Raw genomic sequence first — 21,694 nt, 5'->3', positions numbered from 1 at the left:
ATGGCGGAGCGATTCGTTAAGCGTGCTGGAGTGGTGGAAAACCTGCACGTGGAACGGGACGCCAACGGAGACCTCGCGATGGATTTCTTTTCCTGCACCGTGGACGGCGAGGTGTTGAGAGGAGGATTTCATCAGGTTGAATTCCGGAATGGCGACTTCCTCGAATTTGCCATCGGCTTTGAGACCGGCTACCCGGCCGTGTACGCCGCCAGAAGTCCAAGCCTGCTGATCTTGTGGATGCCGCCGCATCGCGTCCGGGGACACGCCATACAAAAGATCTGCGATATCAAGTGGAGCTTTTTCTACCCCACATTGGCGGTCATTCTGGTTGGGATATCCGAATTTTTTATCGACAGGGATTTTGGCAAGAACGGCTTCGCCGCCGATTTCAGGTTTTACGTCATGTGCTTTACGATCACCTTGATTATCACGGTATGGATACGATTGCGCTTCAGGGAGTTCGCCGTGGAGACAACCGAGGTGATGCGCGCATTCGGGTACGAACATCCGGAGCAGGTCGATTTGTGGGTTCGTCACAAGACGGCCCAAAAAGCACTTGCCGCTTCGACGAACGCGCTGCCGCCATTGCTGAAACCCTGGAGTTATCGCTATTGAGGCCAGGCCGGGCTCAGGAACCGGACTGCTGCACCAACCCCGCATGCGCCGAGCGGTTCAGTTTGGGATGCACAACCGGGATGGTTAGCATGGTGCTGGTGGCCACCATCAGCGGCAGCGCGGTGGGTACGCCTTGGATAGCGGCGCTTTTTATGCGGAAATTATCGATGTCGAGTCCGGTAATGACTTGTTTGATGAGCGTGGTGAGTTCGCGTCTGCCGCGGGTCTGACCACGCTGCTGCTATCCTTCCTGCGCAAGCTGGGCGATCCGCTCGGCTGACCCTCTCCCTGCCTGGCCCGAAACGGCGATAATAGCTATCCGCTTTGCTTGTTCTATAGCCAGTGGCTATTGAAACTATTGGAACAATCAATTTTGCAAATGGGGCAAAAGCCCTTAAACTGGCGTCTCAATGATTCACAACCCAACGAGGAAACCACAATGTCTCTGATCAATACCCAAGTAAAACCATTCAAGGCAACCGCATACGCTAACGGCAAGTTCATCGACGTGAGCGACGAGTCCCTGAAGGGCAAGTGGTCCGTTCTGATGTTCTACCCAGCCGACTTCACCTTCGTGTGCCCTACCGAACTGGAAGACCTGGCCGACCACCAGCCTGAATTCGCCAAGCTGGGCGTGGACGTGTACGGCGTGTCGACCGACACCCACTTCGCGCACAAAGCATGGCACGACACCTCGGATGCAATCAAAAAAGTCAACTACCCGCTGATCGGCGACCCTACCGGCACCCTGTCGCGTAACTTCGAAGTGATGATCGAAGAAGAAGGCCTGGCACTGCGCGGCACCTTCGTCATCAATCCGGAAGGCTTCATCAAAGTGCTGGAAGTGCACGACAACGGCATCGGCCGCGACGCTTCCGAGCTGCTGCGCAAAGTGAAGGCAGCGCTGTACGTGGCATCCCACCCAGGCGAAGTTTGCCCAGCTAAATGGACCGAGGGCGCAGCTACCCTGACCCCATCGCTGGACCTGGTCGGCAAGATCTAAGTCTGAGCACGTCTTGAAAGAGACCGCAGCACACAAGTAATACCGCGATGCCGGTCCGGGCGTCCGGCCCGGCATACGCCTAAATATTTGTAAAAAGGAAGAAAAATCATGTTAGATGCAACTCTCAAAACCCAGTTGAAAGCCTACTTGGAAAAAGTGGTGCAACCGATTGAGATCGTCGCCTCTCTCGATGACAGCGCCAAGGCCCGCGAGATGGAGGAACTGCTCCAGGAAATCGTCCTGTTGAGCGACAAGATCACGCTGGTCAAGCGCACCGACGATGCCGAACGCAAACCGTCGTTCAGCATCAACCGCCCGGGCACCGATATCGGCGTGCGTTTCGCCGGCATCCCGATGGGCCATGAATTCACCTCGCTGGTGCTGGCCTTGCTGCAGGTCGGCGGCCACACCATCAAATTCGACGAAGCCGTGATCGAGCAGATCCGCAACCTGGATGGCGATTACGAATTCGAAACCTTTATCTCGCTGAGCTGCCACAATTGCCCGGAAGTGGTGCAAGCGCTCAACGCGATGGCGGTGATTAACCCGCGCATCAAGGTGACCACCATCGACGGTGGCGTGTTCCCGAAAGAAGTCGAGGCGCGCCAGATCATGGCGGTGCCGATGATGTTCCTGAACGGCGAGCATTTCGGCCAGGGCCGCACCAACGTCGAAGAGATCCTGTCCAAGCTGGACAAGAACGCCGGCGCCCGCCAGGCCGCTGAGCTGAGCAAGAAAGACGTGTTCGACGTGCTGATCGTCGGCGGCGGTCCCGCCGGCGCGGCGGCGGCCATCTACGCCGCCCGCAAAGGCATCAAGACCGGCGTGCTGGCCGAGCGTTTCGGCGGCCAGGTGCTGGACACGCTGGCGATCGAGAACTTCATCTCGGTCAAGGCCACCGACGGTCCGAAATTCGCCGTGGCGCTGGAGCAGCACGTCAAGGAATACGAAGTCGACATCATGAACACCCAGCGCGCCGCCAAGCTGGTGCCGGGCAAGCTGATCGAAGTGCAGACCGCCACCGGCGCGACCTTGAAAGCCAAGTCGGTGATCCTGGCCACCGGCGCCCGCTGGCGCGAGATCAATGTGCCGGGCGAGAAGGAATACCGCAACCACGGCGTGGCCTACTGCCCGCACTGCGACGGTCCGCTGTTCAAGGGCAAGCGCGTGGCGGTGATCGGTGGCGGCAATTCCGGCGTCGAAGCGGCGATCGACCTGGCCGGTCTGGTCAAGCATGTGACGCTGATCGAGTTCGGTGCCGAGCTGCGCGCCGACGCGGTGCTGCAACGCAAGCTGCGCAGCCTGGCCAACGTGACCGTGATCGTCTCGGCGCAGACCACCGAGATCCACGGCGACGGCAAGATCGTCAACGGCCTGAGCTACACCGACCGGGTGTCGGGCGCGGTGCAGAAGGTTGAGCTGGAAGGCGTGTTCGTGCAGATCGGCCTGGTGCCTAACACCGAGTGGCTCAAAGGCACGGTGGCGTTGTCGCGCCACGGCGAGATTGAAGTCGATGCGCGTGGCCAGACCTCGATTCCCGGCGTGTTCGCTGCGGGCGACGTCACCACGGTGCCGTACAAGCAGATCATCATCGCCACCGGCGACGGCGCGAAGGCGGCATTGTCGGCCTTCGATCACCTGATCCGTTCGGACGACGAGGAAGTGGTGGCCGAGTCGAGCGAGAAGCAGGCGATGACCGCGTAAGCGAGCGCAGCAAAGAACAAGGGCCGCTTTGACAGCGGCCCTTTTTTTATGTGACCAAGTCAGCGCTGGCCTGCCTGGTGCGCAGCTCCATGGCGTTGCGGTGGCGCGCGCGCAGGCGCGGGTCGGTGATCAGCCGGCCCAGCGTTTCGCCGATCACCATCACCACGCCCAGCAGCGGCAGCACCAGCATCAGCCCCGCCACCCCGGCCACCGAGCCGCCGATGAAGATCATCAGCACCGTGATCAAGGGATGGATGTGCAGGCTGCGGCCCAGGGTCAGCGGCATGAAGACGAAGTCGTCCAGCAGCCGCACCGTGATGAACACGCCGATCGCCATGTAGGCCACCGCCGGATCGGCCGGCGCGTCGGTCGAGGCCACCATCACCACCAGCACGCAGCCGACGATCGAGCCCACGTACGGCACCCACGCCAGCATCGCCGCGATCAAGCCCAGCACCACCGGCGACGAGACGCCGATCGCCCACAGCCCGAACGCCAGCACCGCCGTGTCGAGGATGGTCAGCTTGATCAGGCCCTGGAAGTAGCGGTGCGCGGTCTGGTCCACTTCGTGCAGCAGGCACAGCGTGCGTTCAAAGAAGGCGTTCGGCACGGCGCGCGCCAGGAACTTCTTGAAGCGCAAGCCGTCGCGCAGGAAGAAGAAGGTCAGGAACGGCGCCAGCAGCAGCGACGGCAGCCACGCCGCCACCGATACCAGGATGTCGGTCAAATGCTTCTGCACGAAAGTGCCGGTGAAGGCGCTGACGCGGCTGTTGACCGTGCGCGCCAGCTTGATCTGCTTGAGGATGGGGAACTCCCGCTCCAGCGACAGCATCGTGTGGCGCACGAACTCCAGGCCGCCGGTCAGGTACTTGCCCAGCATGTCCTGCCACGAGTCGGACGGGCCGGAATCCCAGTAGATGAACACCAGGCCGGCCACCACCAGCAGCAACAGGAACACGCTGCCGACGATCAGCGTGGCGGCGTTGTGGCTCACGCCCATGCGGATCAGGCGCTGCATCGGCGGTTGCAGGATGTAGTACAGCACGATCCCCAGCAGGAAGGGGATGGCCAGGAACAGCATCTGCTGCAGCAGGAACAGCAGCACGCAGGTGGCGGCGATGATGCCGCTCCAGACCACCGGCCCGGCGCGCTGTTGGGTCGGCAGGAAATTCATAGCGCCTCGACCTGCGGCTTGCCGGTCATCCAGTCGCGCAGGCGGCTGCCGATGTGGCGCGCCAGGGCCAGCGAAATCTTGTAGCCGATCACGGCGTCGGTCTCCATCAGGCCCATGAAGTCGGCGCGGAAGAACACCGCCAGCTCGCAGTTGTCCAGCGCGCGCGTCTGCGCGTTGCGCGGCGTGTTGTCCAGCAGGGCCAGGTCGCCGAAGAAGGAGCCGGCCGACAGCTCGGCCACCACTTCGCGCGTGGCGCCCAGCTGGCGGCTGATGATCACCCGGCCCGACATCACCAGGTACAGCGCCTGGCCTTCCTCGCCTTCGTCGAAGATGATTTCGTCGGCCAGGTAGCGGCGCTCGTGCATCAGGCCGTCGACGATCTTCAGTTCGAGCGGGGTCAGCGTGGCGAACAGCGCCGATTCCTTCAGTCGCAGCAAACGCGGCGACAAAACGGGCGATTTGAGGAAGCCAAAGATCAAGGGAACTCCGTGCAGGGCAAGGTGCGCGGGCCGGGCCGGCCCGGCTTTATCGTTCCAATGATAACTTAAAGTTGCACGGTAGCGGACAGCGGCAGGGCCGGGTCGAGGTGGCTGGTGAGCAGGATGCACTGGCGCGCCAGCCGTTCGGGCGTCGACAGCTGTTGCCGCAGATACGCCATGGCGTCGGCGTCGAGGCCGTTGAACGGCTCGTCGATCAGCAACAGCCGCACCGGCAGCGCCAGCGCCAGCGACAGTTGCATCTTCTTGTGCTGGCCCAGCGACAGCGTGGTGACCGGCTGGTCCAGCGTGTGCAGCAGGTGGAAGGCTTGCAGCTCGGCGTTGAGCAGCGCCGGCTCGGTGTCGGGATACAGCGACAGGTGCAGGTCGAGGATTTCGCGCACCGTCAGCCACGGCAGTTGCGGCGTGTCGCCGCCGCAGTAGTAGCACCGCAGGCGGTAGGCCAGCGGCTGCGCCTGGATGTCCAGGCCGTCGAGCGTGATGGCGCCGGCGTGCGGCGTCAGCGCGCCGCCGGCCAGCTTCAGCAGCGTGGTCTTGCCGGCGCCGTTTTCGCCGCGCAGCCAGGTGATGCCGGCGCCCAGTTGCAGGTCGTAGCGGCGGAACAGCGGATGGCTGGCGTATTCGAAGGTCAGCTGCTCGATGCGCAGCACGGGGTTCAATTCCATAGTTCGCTTCCAATGGCGGTCAGGATGATGATGGCGCTGATGACCAGCCCCACGCGGCCGCGCACGCTCAGGCGGCGCAGCGAGATGACGGCGACCTGGGCGATGCCGGCAAAGCACAGCCAGACCGTGGCGACGGTGGTGCTGTAGCCGGCGCTGCTGGCGCGGCCCAGGTGGCCCAAGGTCAGCAGCGCGAACCAGGCCATCACGGCCAGGCCGGGCAGCAGCGCGGACACGCGCGCGAAGCGGAACAGCTTGTCGATGCGCACCGGCCACGCCGCCGCGACCGGGCGCAGCAGGGCGACCTGTTCGGTGACGGCCTTGTCGCCGCGGTCGGTCAGCAGCATCAACAGGATCGCGGCGTTGAAGCCCCACAGTGCCGGCGGCACCATGGGCGGATGCCACAGCCACAGGGCGATGCCCAGCGCGGCGCCCAGCAGCAGCACGGTCTGCTGGATGCCGATCACGTTCTCGGCGCGCCAGAACGGCAGCCAGAACAGCTGGCGCCAGTGGTACAGCGCGGCGGGCATGCGCGGCGACGCCGGCACATACGGGCCGGGCGCGGGGCGGTCGGCGGCCAGCCTGGCGGCGGCCGGCATGCGGCAACGTTGTGCCAGCACCAGCGTCGAGAGGATCCAGCCCAGCAGCAGCGAGCCGACGGTCAGCAGCAGCGCCTGCGGCGCGACCGGTTGCAGCCAGTCCGGCCATTGAAACAGCCAGATGGCGGTGGAAATGGCGTAAGCCACGCTCAACGGAACGATGACCATGCCGGCCACGGCGATGTTGGCGCTCCATTGCAGGCGCGTCGGAATCGGCAGCGGACGGCACCACAGCAGCACCTGCGCCGGCAGCAGCCGTTTGCGCAGCAGCCAGACCGGCGCGCTGGCGATCAGCGTCTGGCCGGCGAACAAGCCCAGCGCCTGCGGCCACGGCCGCGTCGCCGCGAACAATCCCGGCAGGGCCAGGCAGGCGACCAGCCCCACCAGCACCTGGCCGAACCCGAGCAGGATGTATTCCAGCGAAGAGGTGAAGCTGGCGACGAACTGCAGCATCGCCTGGTGCGCCATGCGGATGCGGAAACGCAGATAGGGAGGTAAGGACGTGGCGGAGAGAATCATGCCGGGAGGATAACACCCGATGCACAAGCCTAAGCTTAATCGAGCGTTAATCGGCGCAGAAATGATTAAGGGCCCGACGAATCGGGCCCTTAAAGGAATTTGGCGGAGCGGACGGGACTCGAACCCGCGACCCCCGGCGTGACAGGCCGGTATTCTAACCAACTGAACTACCGCTCCAAATTTCGTTTTTCTGTTTTCTTGGTGGGTGCTGAGAGGGTCGAACTCCCGACCTACGCCTTGTAAGGGCGCCGCTCTACCAACTGAGCTAAGCACCCAGAAAACATATCAGCTTTGCTTCACTACTTTGTCGCAACTGCTGAACGAGGCCGTATTCTACAAGCTGGTTTATCCGTTCCGCAAGGGTTTTTGTAAATAATTTAGAAAATTTGTTTGCGGCCCCGCTTTCCAGTGTCACCATAGCCGCGCGCCCAACACCAGGAATAAGGACCGCCAGCATGCACCACCACGATCACCAGCTCGATTCCCTGTACCGCCGCGTCAGCTGGCGGCTGATGCCCTTCCTGTTCCTGTGCTACGTGGCCGCCTACCTGGACCGGGTCAACGTCGGCTTCGCCAAATTGCAGATGCTGGCCGACTTGCGTTTCAGCGATACCGTCTACGGCGCCGGCGCCGGCATCTTCTTCATCGGCTACTTCCTGTTCGAGGTGCCGTCCAACCTGCTGATGACGCGCACCGGCGCCCGCATCTGGATCGCCCGCATCATGATCAGCTGGGGTGTGATCTCGTCGGCGCTGATGCTGGCCAACAGCGTGGCGACGTTCTACCTGCTGCGCTTCCTGCTCGGCGCGGCGGAGGCCGGCTTCTTCCCCGGCATCATCCTGTATCTGACCTACTGGTATCCGGCCCACCGCCGCGCGCGCATGGTGGCGCTGTTCATGAGCGGGGTGGCGGTGGCCGGCGTGGTCGGCGGGCCGCTGTCGGGCTGGATCATGAAGACCTTCGCCGGACTATATGGCCTCAGCGGCTGGCAATGGCTGTTCCTGCTGGAAGGCTTGCCGTCGGTGCTGATCGGCGTCTGGACGCTGTTCTACCTGGACGACGGCATCCGCAGCGCCAACTGGCTCAGCGAGGATGACAAACAGCGGCTGGAGCGCGCCATCGCGGCGGACGGCCAGCATCAGCAACGCCTGCCGCTGGCGCAGGTGTTCGGCAGCGGCACGGTGTGGCTGCTGGCGCTGGTGTACTTCCTGTTCGTGATGGGCTTGTACGGCGTCAGCTTCTGGCTGCCGCAGTTGATCAAGAACAGCGGCGTCAAGGACGTGTTCGACATCGGCCTGCTGACGGCGATCCCGTACTCGGTGGCGGCGGTGGCGATGGTGCTGGCCGCGCGCCACTCGGACCGCAGCGGCGAACGGCGCTGGCACGCGGCCGCCGCCGCCGTGGCCGGCGCGCTCGGCCTGGTGGTGGCCACCGTCTACAGCGACAACACCGTCATCGCCATGGCCGCGCTGAGCGTGGCCACGGCCGGCATCCTGAGCACCTTCCCGATTTTCTGGAGCTTGCCGACCGCCATGCTGGGCGGCGCGGCGGCGGCGGCCGGCATCGCCCTGATCAACTCGGTCGGCAACCTGGCCGGCTTCGCCAGTCCCTACCTGGTCGGCGCCATCAAGGACGCCACCGGCAGCACCGCCAACGGCATCTATCTGCTGGCGGCCAGCCTGGTGGCCGGCGCGGTGCTGGTGGTGGCGCGGCGATTACCTGGGACGTAATCGCCGCCGCACACTGATTTCCGGAGAATGGTTTCTGTCGCCACGACACAACCCAACCAAGGAGATCAGCATGAGCACCCCATCCCACATCGCTACGCTATACCTGGCCGTCTGGAACGAACGCGACGCCGCCGCCCGCCGCGCGCTGGTGGCGCGCGCCTTCGCGCTGGACGCCAGCTATCTCGACCCGATGATGCGCGGCGCCGGCCACGACGGCATCGACGCCATGATCGCCGGCGCGCAGAGCCAGTTCCCCGGCTTGCGCTTCGAACTGGACGGCACGCCGGACGGCCACAACCACGTGGTGCGCTTCTCGTGGACGCTGGCCGCGCCCGGCGGCGCGCCGGTGGCGCACGGCACCGATGTCGCCGAGCTGGGCGACGACGGCCGCCTGACCCGCGTCACCGGCTTCCTGAACGCCGCCTGATTGCAATCGAGCTATTATTGCCCTTCAAGGAGATCATCATGCCTGTACTGAGCGCACCAGGATTTATCCGCACCGACGATGGCGTCGACCTGTTCTACCGCGACTGGGGCGATGGCGCGCCGGTGCTGCTCGTGGCCGGCTGGTCGCTGCCGTCGGACATGTGGCAATACCAGATGCTGGCCTTGTCGCAGCGCGGCCTGCGCTGCATCGCCTTCGACCGGCGCGGCCACGGCCGCTCCACCGATCCGGGACGCGGCTACGATTTCGACACGCTGGCCGACGACCTGGCCGCCGTCATCGAGGCGCTGGACCTGCGCCGCGTGACGCTGGTTGGCCACTCGATGGGCTGCAACGAAATCGTCCGCTACCTGAGCCGCCACGGCAGCGCCCGCGTTGCCCGGATTGCGCTGCTGGGCACGATGACGCCGATGATCACCCAGGACGACAGCAACCCCGACGGCATAGCTCCCGCCCTGCTGGACTACTTCCGCAACCAGCAGCTGGCGCGCGACTTCCCGCAGTGGGTGGACGACAACCTGCCGCCGTTCCTGACGCCCGATACCTCGCCGGCGATCGCCAACTGGCTGCGCCAGCTGGCGCTGGGCGCCTCGCTGCAGGCGCTGACGGAATGCAACCGCGCGCTGGACGGCGCCGATTTCCGCCCCGAATTGCCGCGCATCGACCGCCCGGTGCTGCTGATCGCCGGCGACGCCGACGTCAGCGCGCCATTCGCACTGACCGCCGCACCGAGCGCCGCGCTGATCCCGGACGTGCGCCTGCGCCGCTACGAAGGCGCGCCGCACGGCATGTTTGTCACCCACCTGGACCGGGTCAACGCCGACCTGCTGGACTTCCTCGACGTGGCGCCGGCATGAACGGCGCGGCCGATTATTTCAGCGACTTCGCCGCCGCGCTGAAGTACTGGCGCGGCAAGCGCGGCTACAGCCAGCTGCGCCTGTCGACCGAGAGCGAGATTTCGCAGCGCCACATCAGCTTCCTGGAAAGCGGCCGCTCGCAACCGAGCAAGGACTTGATACTGAAGCTGGGCATGGTGCTGGAAATCCCCCTGCGACAGCGCAACGTCATGCTGCTGGCGGCCGGCTTCGCGCCGGCCTACCAGGAGCGCAAGCTGTCCGATCCGGAACTGGGCGCGGTGCGCCAGGCGCTGGACTTCATGCTGGCGCAGCAGGCGCCGTATCCTGCGTTGGTGGTCGATCGCCTGTGGAATCTGCAGATGGCCAACGCGCCGGCGGCCGGCATGATGCGCTGGCTGCTGGGCATGCCGGACGGCGCGGCGATTGCCGCCGACGGCTCGGTCAACGTGCTCAAGCTGATGCTGGACCCGCACGGCGTGCGCCGCTACCTGCACAACTGGGAAGAGGTCGGCGCCGACCTGCTGCACTGGATACAGCGCGAAGCCATGAGCGACGGCCCCGGCAGCGAAGCGACCCTGCTGCTGGGCGAGTTGCTGGCGCTGCCCGGCATCGCCGCCATGCCGCGCGCGGTCAACCTGGACCGCCGCGCCTTGCCCTTCCTGCCGCTGGCGCTGCGCAAGGACGGCGTCGAACTGAACCTGTTCACCACCATCGCCACCTTGGGCACGCCGCACGACGTCACCGTGCACGAGTTGAGGGTCGAATCGTTCTTCCCGGCCGACGAGGCCAGCGCGGCGTGGTTCCGCGCCCGCCACGGTTAGTCCGGCATGGCGTCCAGCAGCTCGCGCACGCCGCCGCTGAAGATCTGGCGGGCGATCTCCTCGCCCAGATAACGCTCGTAGATTTTCTGCACGTCGCCGTCGCTGATGATGGCGCGCAGCGCCTCGGTGTAGCGGCGCAGCGTCGGCGCCGCCACCTTGTTCGACACATAGATGCCCACCAGCGCGCGCGGCGATTCGGCGAACGGCGTGGCCGTCATCTTGCCCAGCATGTGAAACTGGCGCTGGTGCAGCACGTGGATAGCCGGCGGCGCCAGCGTGCCTTCGGCCCGCCCGGCCAGGATCTTGCGGAACACCACGCCGTAGTCGTTGACGTATTCCAGCCGCCCCAGCTTTTGCAGCCGTTCCATCTGCACCAAGGTCGCGGCGGAATAGGAAATGCCGCGCGTGACGTTCAGGCGCGCCGTGCTGTGCTCGACAAACTCCTCCAGGCTGCGGAACTTGCCTGCGCTCTTGTTGAGCAGCAGCAGCTCGAAGCGGGTGTAGGTGTAGGGCAGCCACACGCCATAGCGGTCGCGCTCGGCGGTGCGCAGCGAGGCGCCGGTCAGGTCCAGCTGGCCGTTGAAGAATTGCGCATACAGCCGGCCGTGCGGATACCACTCCAGCTCGAAGCTGCAGCCGCTGCGCCTGCGCACCGCCTCCAGCACGTCGGCCGTGATGCCGCGGATGACGGCGCCGTCGCGGTAGGACGAGTAGCCCAGGTCGCTCAGCCCGGCCCGCGCCGGCGCGCAGGCACCATCCGCCGCCCACGCCGCGGGCGCGGCGGACAGCAGCAGGCACAGCAACACGGTGCGCGGGCGGTGAAGCATGGTGGCCAGGAGGAAACAGATAGTTTCTTAAGTGTAACACCAGGCCCCGGCAAATGGTGGGGTCTTGCGGCGGCAATGATTTCCGTAGATACTGTATGTATTTACAGTAATTTTATCCGCACCATGGTTGACGACCAGCGCCGCATTGCCCACCTCGACATGGACGCGTTTTATGCGTCCGTCGAGCTGTTGCGCTATCCCGAGCTGCGCGGCCTGCCGGTGGTCATCGGCGGCGGCCGCGACGCCCAGCCGGTGGCGCAGGCGGACGGCACCCACACCTTCGCGCGCCTGCGCGACTATGTCGGACGCGGCGTCATCACCACCGCCACCTACGAGGCGCGCGCGCTCGGCGTCGGCTCGGCCATGGGCATGATGAAGGCGGCCAAGCTGGCGCCGGACGCGATCCTGTTGCCGGTCAACTTCGACGCCTACCGCCACTGCTCGCGGCTGTTCAAGAACGCCGTGGCCGCCATCGCGCCGGACTTCGAGGACCGCGGCATCGATGAAATCTATATCGACCTGACCCATGTCGAAGGCGAGACGCGCGAACTGGCGCAGCGCATCAAGCAGGCCGTGCGCGACGCCACCGGGCTGTCGTGCTCGATCGGCATCACGCCCAACAAGCTGCTGTCGAAGATCTGCTCCGACCTGGAAAAGCCCAACGGCCTGACCATCCTCGGCTACGACGACATCCCGGCCCGCATCTGGCCGCTGGGCGTGCGCAAGATCAACGGCATCGGCCCCAAGGCCACCGAAAAGCTGGCGGCGCTGGGCATACAGACCATCGGCCAGCTGGCGGCGGCCGACGCCGGCCTGCTGCAAGACCATTTCGGCGCCCACTACGCGGCTTGGCTGGCCGAGGCTTCGCACGGCGTCGACCATCGCGAGATCTCCACCAGCTCCGAGAGCAAGTCGATCAGCCGCGAAACCACCTTCGAGCGCGACCTGCACGCGCGCCAGGACCGCGACACCCTGTCCGGCATCCTGACCCAGCTGTGCGCCCGGCTGGCGGACGACCTCAAACGCAAGGGCTACGTCAGCCGCACCATCAGCATCAAGCTGCGCTTCGACGATTTCCAGATCGTCAGCCGCAACGTCACCCTGCCGCAGCCGGTGGCCGACGCCACCGGCATCCTGCACGCCGCGCGCGAGTGCCTGAAGCGGGTGCCGCTGCAACGCCGGCTGCGCCTGCTGGGCGTGCGCGCCAGCACGCTGGAGCCGCCCGGCTCCGGCCAGCAGACGGCTGTGCCCCGCCAAGGCGAATTGTTCGCCTAGCTCAGCAACACTCAGCAACAGATTCGGTCCGGCGCCGCCATCACCGTGTAAAATGGCGCTCCCCTGGCATTACTGAAACAAGGCTCAACACATGTGGTTCAAGAATCTACAGATTTACCGTCTGCCGGCCCCTTGGGCCTACACCCCCGAACAACTGGAAGCAGCACTGGCCTCCCACTCCTTCGTCCCGGCAAGCAGTAATGAGCTGCTGCGCCAGGGTTGGGACACGCCGCGTCCGAACGGCGGCCTGGTGCACGTGGTCAACAAGCAAATGCTGATCTTGCTGGGCACCGAGAAGAAACTGTTGCCGAACACCGTCATCAACCAGGTCGCCAAGGCGCGCGCCGCAGAAATGGAAGAAGCCCAGGGCTTTGCTCCCGGCAAGAAGGCCATGAAGGAACTGAAAGAGCGCGTGGCCGACGAACTGCTGCCGCGCGCCTTCTCGATCCGCAGCAACGTCTGGACCTGGATCGATCCGGTCAACGGCTGGCTGGTGGTCGACGCGGCCAGCCCGGCCAAGGCCGACGAAGTGATCAAGCTGCTGCTCAAGGCGGTCGACAAGCTGCCGCTGGAAAGCCTGCGCGTGCAGCGCTCGCCGGTGGGCGTGATGACCGAATGGCTGCAGGCCGACGATGCGCCGGCCGGCTTCACGGTCGACATGGATACCGAACTGCGCGCCACCGGCGAGAGCAAGGCCGCCGTGCGCTATGTGCGCCACACCCTGGAGGCGGACGAAGTGCGCCGCCACATCGCGGCCGGCAAGCAGTGCACCCGCCTGGCCATGACCTGGGATAGCAAGATCTCCTTCGTGCTGACCGAATCGCTGGCGATCAAGGGCATCAAGCCGCTGGACGTGATCGCCGAAAAGGAATCGAGCACCAAGAACGACGACGAGCGCTTCGACGGCGATTTCATGCTGATGAGCGGCGAATTGGCCAAGCTGATGGCCGACGTGGTCGAGGCCTTGGGCGGCGAAGCCAAGGCTTGATCGTACTGCAACAAAACCCATTGTCTGTTGGTTAAGAATGCCGCAAAGTCTTTGATTTTGCGGCATTTTTCATGTAATTTTTGATAAAAAACGGGGAAAATAATTTCGTTGCTCTGTAGAAATTAGCGCGATTTCTGCTATAGTGAAAGATGTTATCAAATTAGGAACTCGTGATGAGCACCTTCGTCCCCATCCTCAGCACGTCCCAGATCGCCAACAACTTGACCACCCAGGATGTGTTGTCGTGGACCAGCGAGGATATCGCGGCGTTGAGCTCGCTCCAGGTGCCAGCCTTGCGCACCGATCACCTGTTCTTCATGACCAGTTCCCAGCTGGCCTACCTGGCCACCGCCAATGTCGCGGTGTTGACCACGCAGGACCTGGCCGCCATCAAGGCCGCCACGCTGAACGCCGTCGGCGCCTTGCCGTCCGGCTTCATGGGCGCGCTGGGCAGCGCCCAGATCGCTGCCTTGACCACCGCCCAGGCTGCGGCGCTGGGCACCCAGGCTTTCGCCAACCTGAGCACCCAGGCCATCGCCGCGTTTGAAACGGCGGACCTGGTCGCCTTGAGCACCGCCAATATCGCCAGCCTGTCGTCCGACCAGGTGGCCCTGATGGGCACCGGCCAATTGGCCGCGCTGAGCACGCGCCAGCTGGCCACCTTCACGGCCGACGAAATCCTGGCCATCGGCACGCGCGGCATCGGCGCGCTGGGCACGCAGGCCGTCGCCGCGCTGAGCACGGCGCAAGTACGCGCCTTGAGCACGCAGCAGGCCGTGGCGCTGGGCACCGCGCAAGCCGCCGCGCTCGGCAGCGCGCAGCTGAACGCCCTGTCCAGCGATGCCATCGCCGCGCTGGAAACGGCCGACGTCGCCGCGCTGAAAACCGCCGCCGTCGCCGCCCTGGCCACCAGCCAGCTGGCGCTGCTGACCAGCAGCCAGCTGGGCGCGCTGTCCACCACCGAATTCGCCGCATTGAACAGCGCCCAGATCGGCGCGCTGTCCACCGCCGCCCTGGCTAGTTTGCCGGGCGCCGACCTGGCGGCCCTGAGTACGGCGGTCGTGCCGCAACTGGGTGCGGCTGTGCTGGCCGCGCTGAACACGGCGCAAATCAGTGCGCTCGCCACGCGCCAGATCGCCGCCTTGAGCAGTACGCAGATCGCGGCGCTGAGCACCACCCAGATCCATGCGCTGAGCTCGGCGCAGATCGGTGCGCTGGGCTCGCGTCAGGTGGGCGGCCTGTCGACCGCCGACATCGCCGCCATCGGCAGCGCCGGCATCAAGGCGTTGAGCTCGGCCGCCGTCGGCGCGCTGACGTCCGACCAGTTCGCCCAGCTCGGCGCCGGCGCGTCCGGGCAGATCGCCCTGCTGGGCACGGCCCAGCTGGCCGCGTTGAAGACCTCGGTGCTGGCCGGCCTGACCACCGACCAGATGGTGGCGCTGTCCACCGCGCAGGCGGCCGCGCTCAGCAGCGCCCAGATCGCCAGCCTGTCGACGGCGCAGCTGGCCGCGATGGAGACGGCCGACCTGGCCGCAGTGAAAATCGCCAGCATCGCCGGCCTGGGCACGCTGCAGATGTCGGCATTGACGACCGGCCAGGCCATCTCGTTGACGACGGCCCAGATCGCATCGTTGAGCACCAGGCAGTTGAACGCACTGTCCACCGATGCCTTGCATTGGTTGACGAGCGCCGAGTTGCGGGCCTTGAATCCCGCCACCATCGCCGCGCTCAGCCCCTCGCTGTTGGGCACGATGGGCTCGATACAGATCAACGCCTTGAGCATGCCTCAGGTCGCCGCGCTCACCACCGCGCAGATCGCCGGCATGAGTTCCCAGCAGTTCGAGAGCATGAACACCGCCGTGGTGGCCGCGCTGAGCGCAAGCCAGGCCGCCGCCCTGACATCCGCCGATGTCTCGGAGCTGTTTTATTTAGGGGCCGGCAAGGCCTTGACCACGGCCGCGTTCGCGGCACTCTCGTCGGCTCAGTTCAACTTTTTTGGCTCGCTTATTATCGCAAGCGATTTCGATCTGGTCACCACGGCGCAGGTCGCCGCCCTGAGCACGTCGGCCTTGTCCGTACTGTTCGACCCCAACTACACCAACGTGCAGATGAACAGCGCCCAGATGGCGGCACTGAGCAGCAAGCAATTGAGCAGCCTGTCGACGTCGGGGATCCACGGCTTGTTGACGGCCCAGGTGGCGGCATTGAAAACCGCGGCGGTCGCCGGGCTGACCACGCAGCAGATCGCGGCGCTCGGCAGCGCGCAAGTGCGCGCGCTCACCACCGCCCAGATCGCCGCGCTGAGCAGCTCGCAGTTCGGCGCCCTGAGCTCCGCCGGCATGGTCGGTCTGGAAGCGGGCGACCTGGCCGCGCTGAACACCGGCGCCATCGCCGTGCTGGGCAGCGCCGCCCTCGCCGGCCTGGACACAACGCAAATCGCCGGCCTGGGCACGCGCCAGATCGCCGCGCTGTCGAGCGCCCAACTCAACGCCCTCAACAGTGCCCAGATCCGCAGCCTGACCTCGGCCCAGCTCGCCGCGCTCAGTTCGCTGCAGCTGGCCAACCTGTCGACGGCCGATGTGGCCGCTCTGAACGCCGCCAGTGTGCCGGGCCTGCGCACCGCCGCCATCGTCGGCCTCAATTCGGACCAGCTGTCTGCGCTGGGCAGCGCCCAGGTGCAGGTGTTGACCACCGCCCAGATCGCCGCGCTGCGCAGCGCCGCGCTGGCCGGCCTGACCACCGCCGAAACCGTCGCGCTGACGGCGACCCAGGTCGCCGCGCTGGGCAGCGGCCAGGTGCGCGCGCTGAGCACGCAAGCGATCGCCGCCCTGGAGCCGCTGGACCTGGCCGCGCTGCGCACCGCCGCCATCCCCGGCCTGAGCTCGGCCCAGGTGGCCGCGCTGACCAGCGGCCAGCTGGCCGCGCTGACCATGGCGCAATTCCTGACCCTGAACGCGTCGCAGCTGTCGGCGCTGTCGTCCGACACCATCGCCGGCTTCGCCAGCGCCAATATGGCCGCCTTCAGCACCGCCAATATCGCGGCGCTGAGTCCATCGGCGGTCGGCAACCTGAGCGCACTGCAATTGTCCAGCCTGACCTCGCAGCAGTTTGCCGTGCTGTCCAGCAGCCAGCTGGCGGCGCTGCACACGGCGCAGGTCGCCGGCCTGGGCGTGCCGCAGATCCTCGGCCTGAGTTCGCGCAACATCGCCGGCCTGTCGAGCGCCGACGTGGCCGCCCTGAGCGCCACCGCGATCCGCACCCTGAGCACGTCGGCGCTGGCCGCGTTGAGCGCCGAGCAGCTGGCCGCGCTGGCCAACGACCCGTCCGGCAGCCTGTTCGGCACACTGGGCACGGCGCAGATCGTCGCGCTGCGCTCCACCGGCCTGGCCGGCCTGAGCACCAGCCAGGTGGCGGCGCTCAGCACGGCGCAGGCCGCCGTGCTGAGCAGCAGCCAGCTGGCCGCCTTCTCCAGCAATGACATCGCCGCGCTGGAAACGGTCGACCTGGCCGTACTCAAGACCAATGCGCTGACCGGCCTGAGCACCCAGCAGGTGGCGGCGTTCAACAGCGCCCAGGTGACGGCGCTGACCAGCGCCCAGGTCGCCGCGCTGAACAGCGGCCAGGTGCTGGCGCTGTCGTCGTCGGCCATCGCCGGCCTGGAGACCAACGATGTCGGCGCGCTGACCACGGCGGTGATCGCCGCCTTGCCGACCAGCGCGCTGCTGAGGCTGAGCAGCGCCCAGGTCGCGGCGCTGAGCACGCGCCAGATCGCCGCGCTCGGCTCCGACCAGCTGCTGGGACTGAGTTCGCAGCAACTGGCGGCGCTGACGTCGGCGCAGCTGGGCGCGCTCGGTTCCAGCCAGCTCGGCGCGCTCTCGACCAGCGCCATCGATGCGCTCGACCCGGCCGCCCTGGTCGGCCTGAAAGTGGCCGCGCTGGCCGCGCTGAGCTCGGCCCAGCTGGCCCAGCTGGGCAACGACGCCGGCGGCGCCAGCCATATCGACCTGCTGTCCACCTTGCAGATCGCCGCGCTGCGCAGCACCACCATCGGCGGCCTGAGCACGCGCCAGATCGTCGCCCTGAGCACGGCCCAGGCGGCCGCGCTGAGCAGCGCCCAGCTGGCCGCGCTCGGCACCGGCGACATCGCCGCGCTCGAAGCGGTGGACGTGACGGCCTTGCGCGCGGCCGCGCTGGCCGGCCTGTCGACCGAGCAGATGCGGGCGCTGAGCGCCGCCCAGCTGGCCGCCCTGAGCACCCAGCAGATGGCCGCCTTGAGCAGCCTGCAACTGGGCGCCCTGTCCAACGCCACGCTGGCGGGCTTGTCGACCGCCAATCTCGCGGCGCTGACCACCGCCGCCATCAGCGCCCTGACCACGCGGGTGATCTCGCAACTGGCGTCGTCGCAGCTGGCGGTCTTGAAATCGCAGCAGTTGATGGCCTTGGGCAGCGACCAGATCGCCGCCCTCGGCAGCGCGCAAATCCTGGCCTTCAGTTCGGCGCAGCTGGGCGCGTTCGGCTCGCGCCAGATCGCCGGCCTGAGCACGGTCGACCTGGCCGCGCTCGACAGCCGCACGCTGCCGGGCTTGAGCACGGCGGCGATCGCCGCGCTCAATTCGGCGCAACTGGCCGCCCTCGGCGGCGGCCTCGCCAGCGCCCAGTTCGCCTCGCTGGGCAGCGCGCAGATCGCGGCGCTGAGCACCGCCGCCTTGGCCGGACTGGGCAGCGCGCAGCTGGTCGCCCTGACCACCGGCGAAGCGGCCGCCTTCGGCAGCGCCCAGATCGCCGCCTTCAGCTCGGCGCAGATCGCCGCGCTGCAAACCGATGACCTGGCCGCGCTGAAGACCGCCGCCATCGCCGCCCTCAGTTCCGGCCAGCTGGCCGTGCTGGGCACCGACACGGCCGGCGTCAGCCATATCGATGCCTTGACGACGGCCCAGATCGTTTCCTTGCGCAGCGGCGCGCTGGCCGGCCTGGACACGCGCCAGATCGTCGCCTTGAGCACGCTGCAGGCGGCGGCCTTGCTGAGCCAACAGGTGGCCGCGCTGTCGACCCGGCAGATCGCCGCGCTCGAGTCGGCCGACCTGGCCGCGCTGAAGCTCGCCGCGATCGCCGGCCTGGGCAGCGCCCAGCTGGCGGCGCTGAACAGCGTCCAGCTGGGCGCGTTGACGAGCGCCCAGTTCGGCGCGCTCAGCAGTGCGCAGATCGGCGCCCTGAGCAGCCAGATGGTGGTCGGCCTGTCCACCGCCAACCTGGCCGCCTTGAGCCAGACCGCGGTGGCCGGCCTGAACGTGTCGCTGCTGGCCAACCTGTCGCTACCTCAACTCAACAGCTTGAGCACGCGCCAGGTGACGGCGCTGCAAAGCCATCAGATCGCCGCCCTCGGCAGCGCCCAGGTGGCCGGACTGACGCTGGCGCAAACCGGCGCGCTGGGCACGCTGCAGATGGCCGGCCTGTCGACCGCCGGTCTGGTCGCGCTCGACACCGCGCATGTGAGCGCCCTGAGCACGGTGGCGATCGCCGGCCTGCGCTCGGACCAGATGGGGGCGCTGGGCGTGGAGCCGAACGGTTCGCCGTCCTACGTCGGCGCGTTGACCACGGCGCAGGTGGCGGCCTTGAGTACCGCCGCCTTGCAGGGCTTGACCGCGGTGCAGCTGCTGGCCATGAGCACCAGCCAGGCAGCGGTGCTGAGCAGCGCGCAGCTGGCGGCGCTGGCGCCGGCCTTGCTGACGGTGCTGTCCACCCAGGAAATCGCGGCGCTGCGCACGGTCGCCGTCGCCGGCTTGCGGACGGCCCAGGTCGCGGCGCTGAGCAGCCTGCAGCTGGCGGCCCTGACGACCGCCCAGGCCGGCGTGTTGAACAGCGCCCAGGTGGCGGCCTTGAGCACGGCAGCCTTGTCGGGCCTGGAAAGCGCCGACCTCGGCGCCATGAGCACCATGGCGCTGGCTGGCCTGTCGGGCGCCGATTTCGGCGGCCTGAGCGCGTCGCAACTGGCCGGCCTGACGTCGGCCCAGGTGACGTCGCTGCGCAGCGCCCAGCTCGACGCGCTGGGCACGCAACAGATTTACGGCCTCAGCTCGGCGCAGATCCGTGCGCTCAGTTCGCAACAGTTGGCGCAACTGTCGCTGGCCGACGTGGCCGCCATCAGCACCGCCAACCTGGCTGCGCTGAGCACGGCGGCGCTGGCCGGACTGTCGTCGGCGCAAATGGGGATGCTCGGCGCCGACCCGCTGGGCAGCGCGGCGCAGCTGATCTCCGCGCTCGGCACCGAACAGATCGCCGCCTTGCGCAGCGGCGCCTTGCTGGGCTTGAGCACGGCCCAGGTCGCGGCGCTGACCACGGTCCAGGCCGCAGCGCTGGGCAGCGTCCAGTTGGGCGCCCTGCAGCTGACGGTGCTGGCGGCGATGGAAACGGCGGACGTGGCGGCACTGAAAACCTCGGCCATCGCCGGCCTCAGGACGCAACAGCTGCAAGCCATGACCAACGCCCAGCTGGCGGCGCTGGGCAGCGCCCAGGTGGCCGCGTTGTCCAGCAACCAGCTGGTCGCCCTGAGCGCCGGCCAGGTGGCGGCGCTGGGCACGGAAGACGTGGCCGCGATCAATCCGCTGCTGCTGAACGCCGCCGCGCGCGACGGCAACCTGCTGTCGGCGATGGGCACCGCCCAGCTGCACGCGCTGACCACGGCGCAGTTCGCCGCGCTGGGTACGGCGGCCGTGGTGCAGATCCAGGCGCAGGCGCTGGCCACCATCGAAACGGCCCACATCGCGGCGCTGGGCACGGCCGCGATCCGCGCGCTGCACGACGACCAGCTGCTGGCGCTGGGCACCGACCAGATCACCGCGCTGAGCCTGGCGCAAGTGGCTGCGCTGCTGCCGAACGCTTCCAGCGCCAGCCAGTTCACCGGGGCCCAGATGGTGGCGCTGTCCTCGGCCCAGCTGGGGGCGTTGAGCACCGCGCTGATCGCCGACCTGACCGCGGCCAACCTGAGCGCCATCGAAACGCGCGACATCCCCGGCCTGGCCACGCGCCAGATCGTCGCGCTGTCGACGACCCAGATGCAGGCGTTGTTGACGGAGCAGTTGTCGGCGCTGACCACGACCCAGACCCACGCGCTCTCTTTGGCCCAGTACAACGTCTTGAGTGTCGACCAGCAAGCGGCCTTCAACGCGGCGCAGCTGGCCGCCATGCCGTTCAACACGCCGCTGGTGCTGGACCTGGACGGCAACGGCGTCACCACGCTGGGGCTGGAGGCGGGCGTCCGGTTCGACCTGGCCGCCAGCGGCCGGCAACGGGCCACCGGCTGGGTCGGCGCGGGCGACGGCTTGCTGGCGCTGGACCGCAACCACAACGGCAGCATCGACGACGGCAGCGAGCTGTTCGGCTCGTCCACCCGCCTGGCCGCCGGCGGCACCGCCGTCAACGGCTACCAGGCGCTGGCGGAACTGGACGGCAACCACGACGGCATGGTCAGCGCGCTCGACGCCGGCTACAGCGACTTGCGCGTGTGGGTCGACGCCAATGCCGACGGCGTCAGCCAGTCCGGCGAGCTGAAGACGCTGGCGGAACTGCGCATCACCAGCCTGAACCTGGATGTGCAGCGGGGCGGCGCCGTCGATCACGGCAATCTCATCGGGCTGACGTCCAGCTACACCACCACCGACGGCCAGCAGCACGCGGCCGCCGACGTCTGGTTCCAGCAGGGCTTGAGCGCGCAGGTCAGCGGCATGGCGCAAGCCTTGTCCGCGTTCGGCGCCGGCGCGCAGCCGGCGCAAGCGCAGCAGGCCAGGCAGGGCTTCGACGGCGGCCCAGCGGCCGGTGCGCTGGCGGCCAACGCGGCGCGTCTGGCCGATGTGCTGCAACAGTTCCACGACCTCGGCCGCAACGCCGCGGGCTCCCAGGCGGACAGCGACACGCTGCGCCTGAAAGCCTTGCAGCAGACGGCCAGCCATGGCCTGCTGGCGGTGCCCAAATAGCCGGCAGT

At 67.1% G+C, this 21,694-nt stretch carries 16 protein-coding genes and 2 tRNA genes; 11 read left to right on the top strand and 7 right to left on the bottom strand.

What is annotated here, in order from left to right:
• The 4 genes from RUGAMON1_RS14490 (at position 1) to ahpF (ending at position 3,322) form a co-directional block, all read left to right on the top strand.
• A complete protein-coding gene (locus RUGAMON1_RS14490) occupies positions 1-615 on the top strand; it encodes a hypothetical protein (RefSeq protein ID WP_445231179.1) in 615 nt (204 codons plus the stop codon).
• A gap of 133 nt (positions 616-748) precedes the next feature.
• Positions 749-895, top strand: coding sequence for an immunity protein TriTu family protein (locus RUGAMON1_RS14485; RefSeq protein WP_445231178.1), 147 nt, complete (start codon positions 749-751; stop codon positions 893-895).
• 159 nt (positions 896-1,054) lie between these two features.
• Positions 1,055-1,618, top strand: a complete 564-nt coding sequence (ahpC, locus tag RUGAMON1_RS14480) for an alkyl hydroperoxide reductase subunit C (protein ID WP_020703761.1) — start codon at positions 1,055-1,057, stop codon at positions 1,616-1,618.
• Between the two features lie 108 nt (positions 1,619-1,726).
• Complete coding sequence (gene ahpF, locus RUGAMON1_RS14475) at positions 1,727-3,322, top strand: alkyl hydroperoxide reductase subunit F (RefSeq protein ID WP_445231177.1); 1,596 nt, start codon at positions 1,727-1,729, stop codon at positions 3,320-3,322.
• A 46-nt stretch (positions 3,323-3,368) separates the two neighbouring features.
• On the opposite strand, the gene RUGAMON1_RS14470 is transcribed toward ahpF, so the two are convergent.
• From RUGAMON1_RS14470 to RUGAMON1_RS14445, 6 genes are all read right to left on the bottom strand, one after another.
• The gene (locus RUGAMON1_RS14470; protein WP_445231176.1) at positions 3,369-4,496 is read right to left on the bottom strand and encodes an AI-2E family transporter; all 1,128 of its coding nucleotides are present in this window, start codon (positions 4,494-4,496) and stop codon (positions 3,369-3,371) included.
• Positions 4,493-4,975, bottom strand: a complete 483-nt coding sequence (locus RUGAMON1_RS14465; protein WP_445231175.1) for a cyclic nucleotide-binding domain-containing protein — start codon at positions 4,973-4,975, stop codon at positions 4,493-4,495. Before RUGAMON1_RS14465 ends, RUGAMON1_RS14470 begins: the two co-directional genes overlap by 4 nt.
• Before the next feature lie 65 nt (positions 4,976-5,040).
• On the bottom strand, positions 5,041-5,658 hold the full coding sequence (locus RUGAMON1_RS14460; protein WP_445231174.1) for an ABC transporter ATP-binding protein: 618 nt from the start codon (positions 5,656-5,658) through the stop codon (positions 5,041-5,043).
• Positions 5,649-6,773, bottom strand: a complete 1,125-nt coding sequence (locus RUGAMON1_RS14455; protein ID WP_445231173.1) for a hypothetical protein — start codon at positions 6,771-6,773, stop codon at positions 5,649-5,651. The genes RUGAMON1_RS14460 and RUGAMON1_RS14455 overlap by 10 nt, the downstream gene beginning before the upstream one ends.
• Before the next feature lie 100 nt (positions 6,774-6,873).
• A tRNA-Asp gene (locus RUGAMON1_RS14450) sits at positions 6,874-6,950 on the bottom strand.
• A gap of 22 nt (positions 6,951-6,972) precedes the next feature.
• Positions 6,973-7,048, bottom strand: a tRNA-Val gene (locus tag RUGAMON1_RS14445).
• A gap of 180 nt (positions 7,049-7,228) precedes the next feature.
• Here RUGAMON1_RS14445 and RUGAMON1_RS14440 point away from each other — a divergent pair.
• The 4 genes from RUGAMON1_RS14440 (at position 7,229) to RUGAMON1_RS14425 (ending at position 10,626) form a co-directional block, all read left to right on the top strand.
• Positions 7,229-8,503: an MFS transporter gene (locus tag RUGAMON1_RS14440; protein WP_445231172.1), complete on the top strand. Its 1,275-nt coding sequence runs from the start codon at positions 7,229-7,231 to the stop codon at positions 8,501-8,503.
• Positions 8,504-8,573: 70 nt separating this feature from the next.
• On the top strand, positions 8,574-8,930 hold the full coding sequence (locus tag RUGAMON1_RS14435; RefSeq protein WP_445231171.1) for a nuclear transport factor 2 family protein: 357 nt from the start codon (positions 8,574-8,576) through the stop codon (positions 8,928-8,930).
• Positions 8,931-8,968: 38 nt separating this feature from the next.
• Positions 8,969-9,805: an alpha/beta fold hydrolase gene (locus tag RUGAMON1_RS14430; protein WP_445231170.1), complete on the top strand. Its 837-nt coding sequence runs from the start codon at positions 8,969-8,971 to the stop codon at positions 9,803-9,805.
• Complete coding sequence (locus RUGAMON1_RS14425; RefSeq protein ID WP_445231169.1) at positions 9,802-10,626, top strand: helix-turn-helix domain-containing protein; 825 nt, start codon at positions 9,802-9,804, stop codon at positions 10,624-10,626. The genes RUGAMON1_RS14430 and RUGAMON1_RS14425 overlap by 4 nt, the downstream gene beginning before the upstream one ends.
• Here RUGAMON1_RS14425 and RUGAMON1_RS14420 read toward each other — a convergent pair.
• Positions 10,623-11,453, bottom strand: a complete 831-nt coding sequence (locus tag RUGAMON1_RS14420; protein ID WP_445231168.1) for a substrate-binding periplasmic protein — start codon at positions 11,451-11,453, stop codon at positions 10,623-10,625. The genes RUGAMON1_RS14425 and RUGAMON1_RS14420 overlap by 4 nt on opposite strands.
• A gap of 123 nt (positions 11,454-11,576) precedes the next feature.
• Here RUGAMON1_RS14420 and dinB point away from each other — a divergent pair, with 123 nt between their 5' ends.
• From dinB to RUGAMON1_RS14405, 3 genes are all read left to right on the top strand, one after another.
• Entirely contained in the window at positions 11,577-12,728 is a 1,152-nt protein-coding gene (gene dinB / locus RUGAMON1_RS14415) for a DNA polymerase IV (RefSeq protein ID WP_445231167.1), read from the top strand.
• A 91-nt stretch (positions 12,729-12,819) separates the two neighbouring features.
• Positions 12,820-13,716, top strand: coding sequence for a recombination-associated protein RdgC (locus RUGAMON1_RS14410; protein ID WP_332853928.1), 897 nt, complete (start codon positions 12,820-12,822; stop codon positions 13,714-13,716).
• Between the two features lie 173 nt (positions 13,717-13,889).
• Positions 13,890-21,686: an SPM autocatalytic domain-containing protein gene (locus tag RUGAMON1_RS14405; RefSeq protein WP_445231166.1), complete on the top strand. Its 7,797-nt coding sequence runs from the start codon at positions 13,890-13,892 to the stop codon at positions 21,684-21,686.
• Positions 21,687-21,694 lie beyond the last annotated feature (8 nt).

The sequence above is a fragment of the Duganella rhizosphaerae genome, from assembly GCF_040364205.1.
Taxonomy (GTDB): Bacteria; Pseudomonadota; Gammaproteobacteria; order Burkholderiales; family Burkholderiaceae_D; genus Rugamonas; species Rugamonas rhizosphaerae.
The sequence above is the reverse complement of the archived record's forward strand: the minus strand, read 5'-3'. Positions and strand labels throughout refer to the sequence as shown.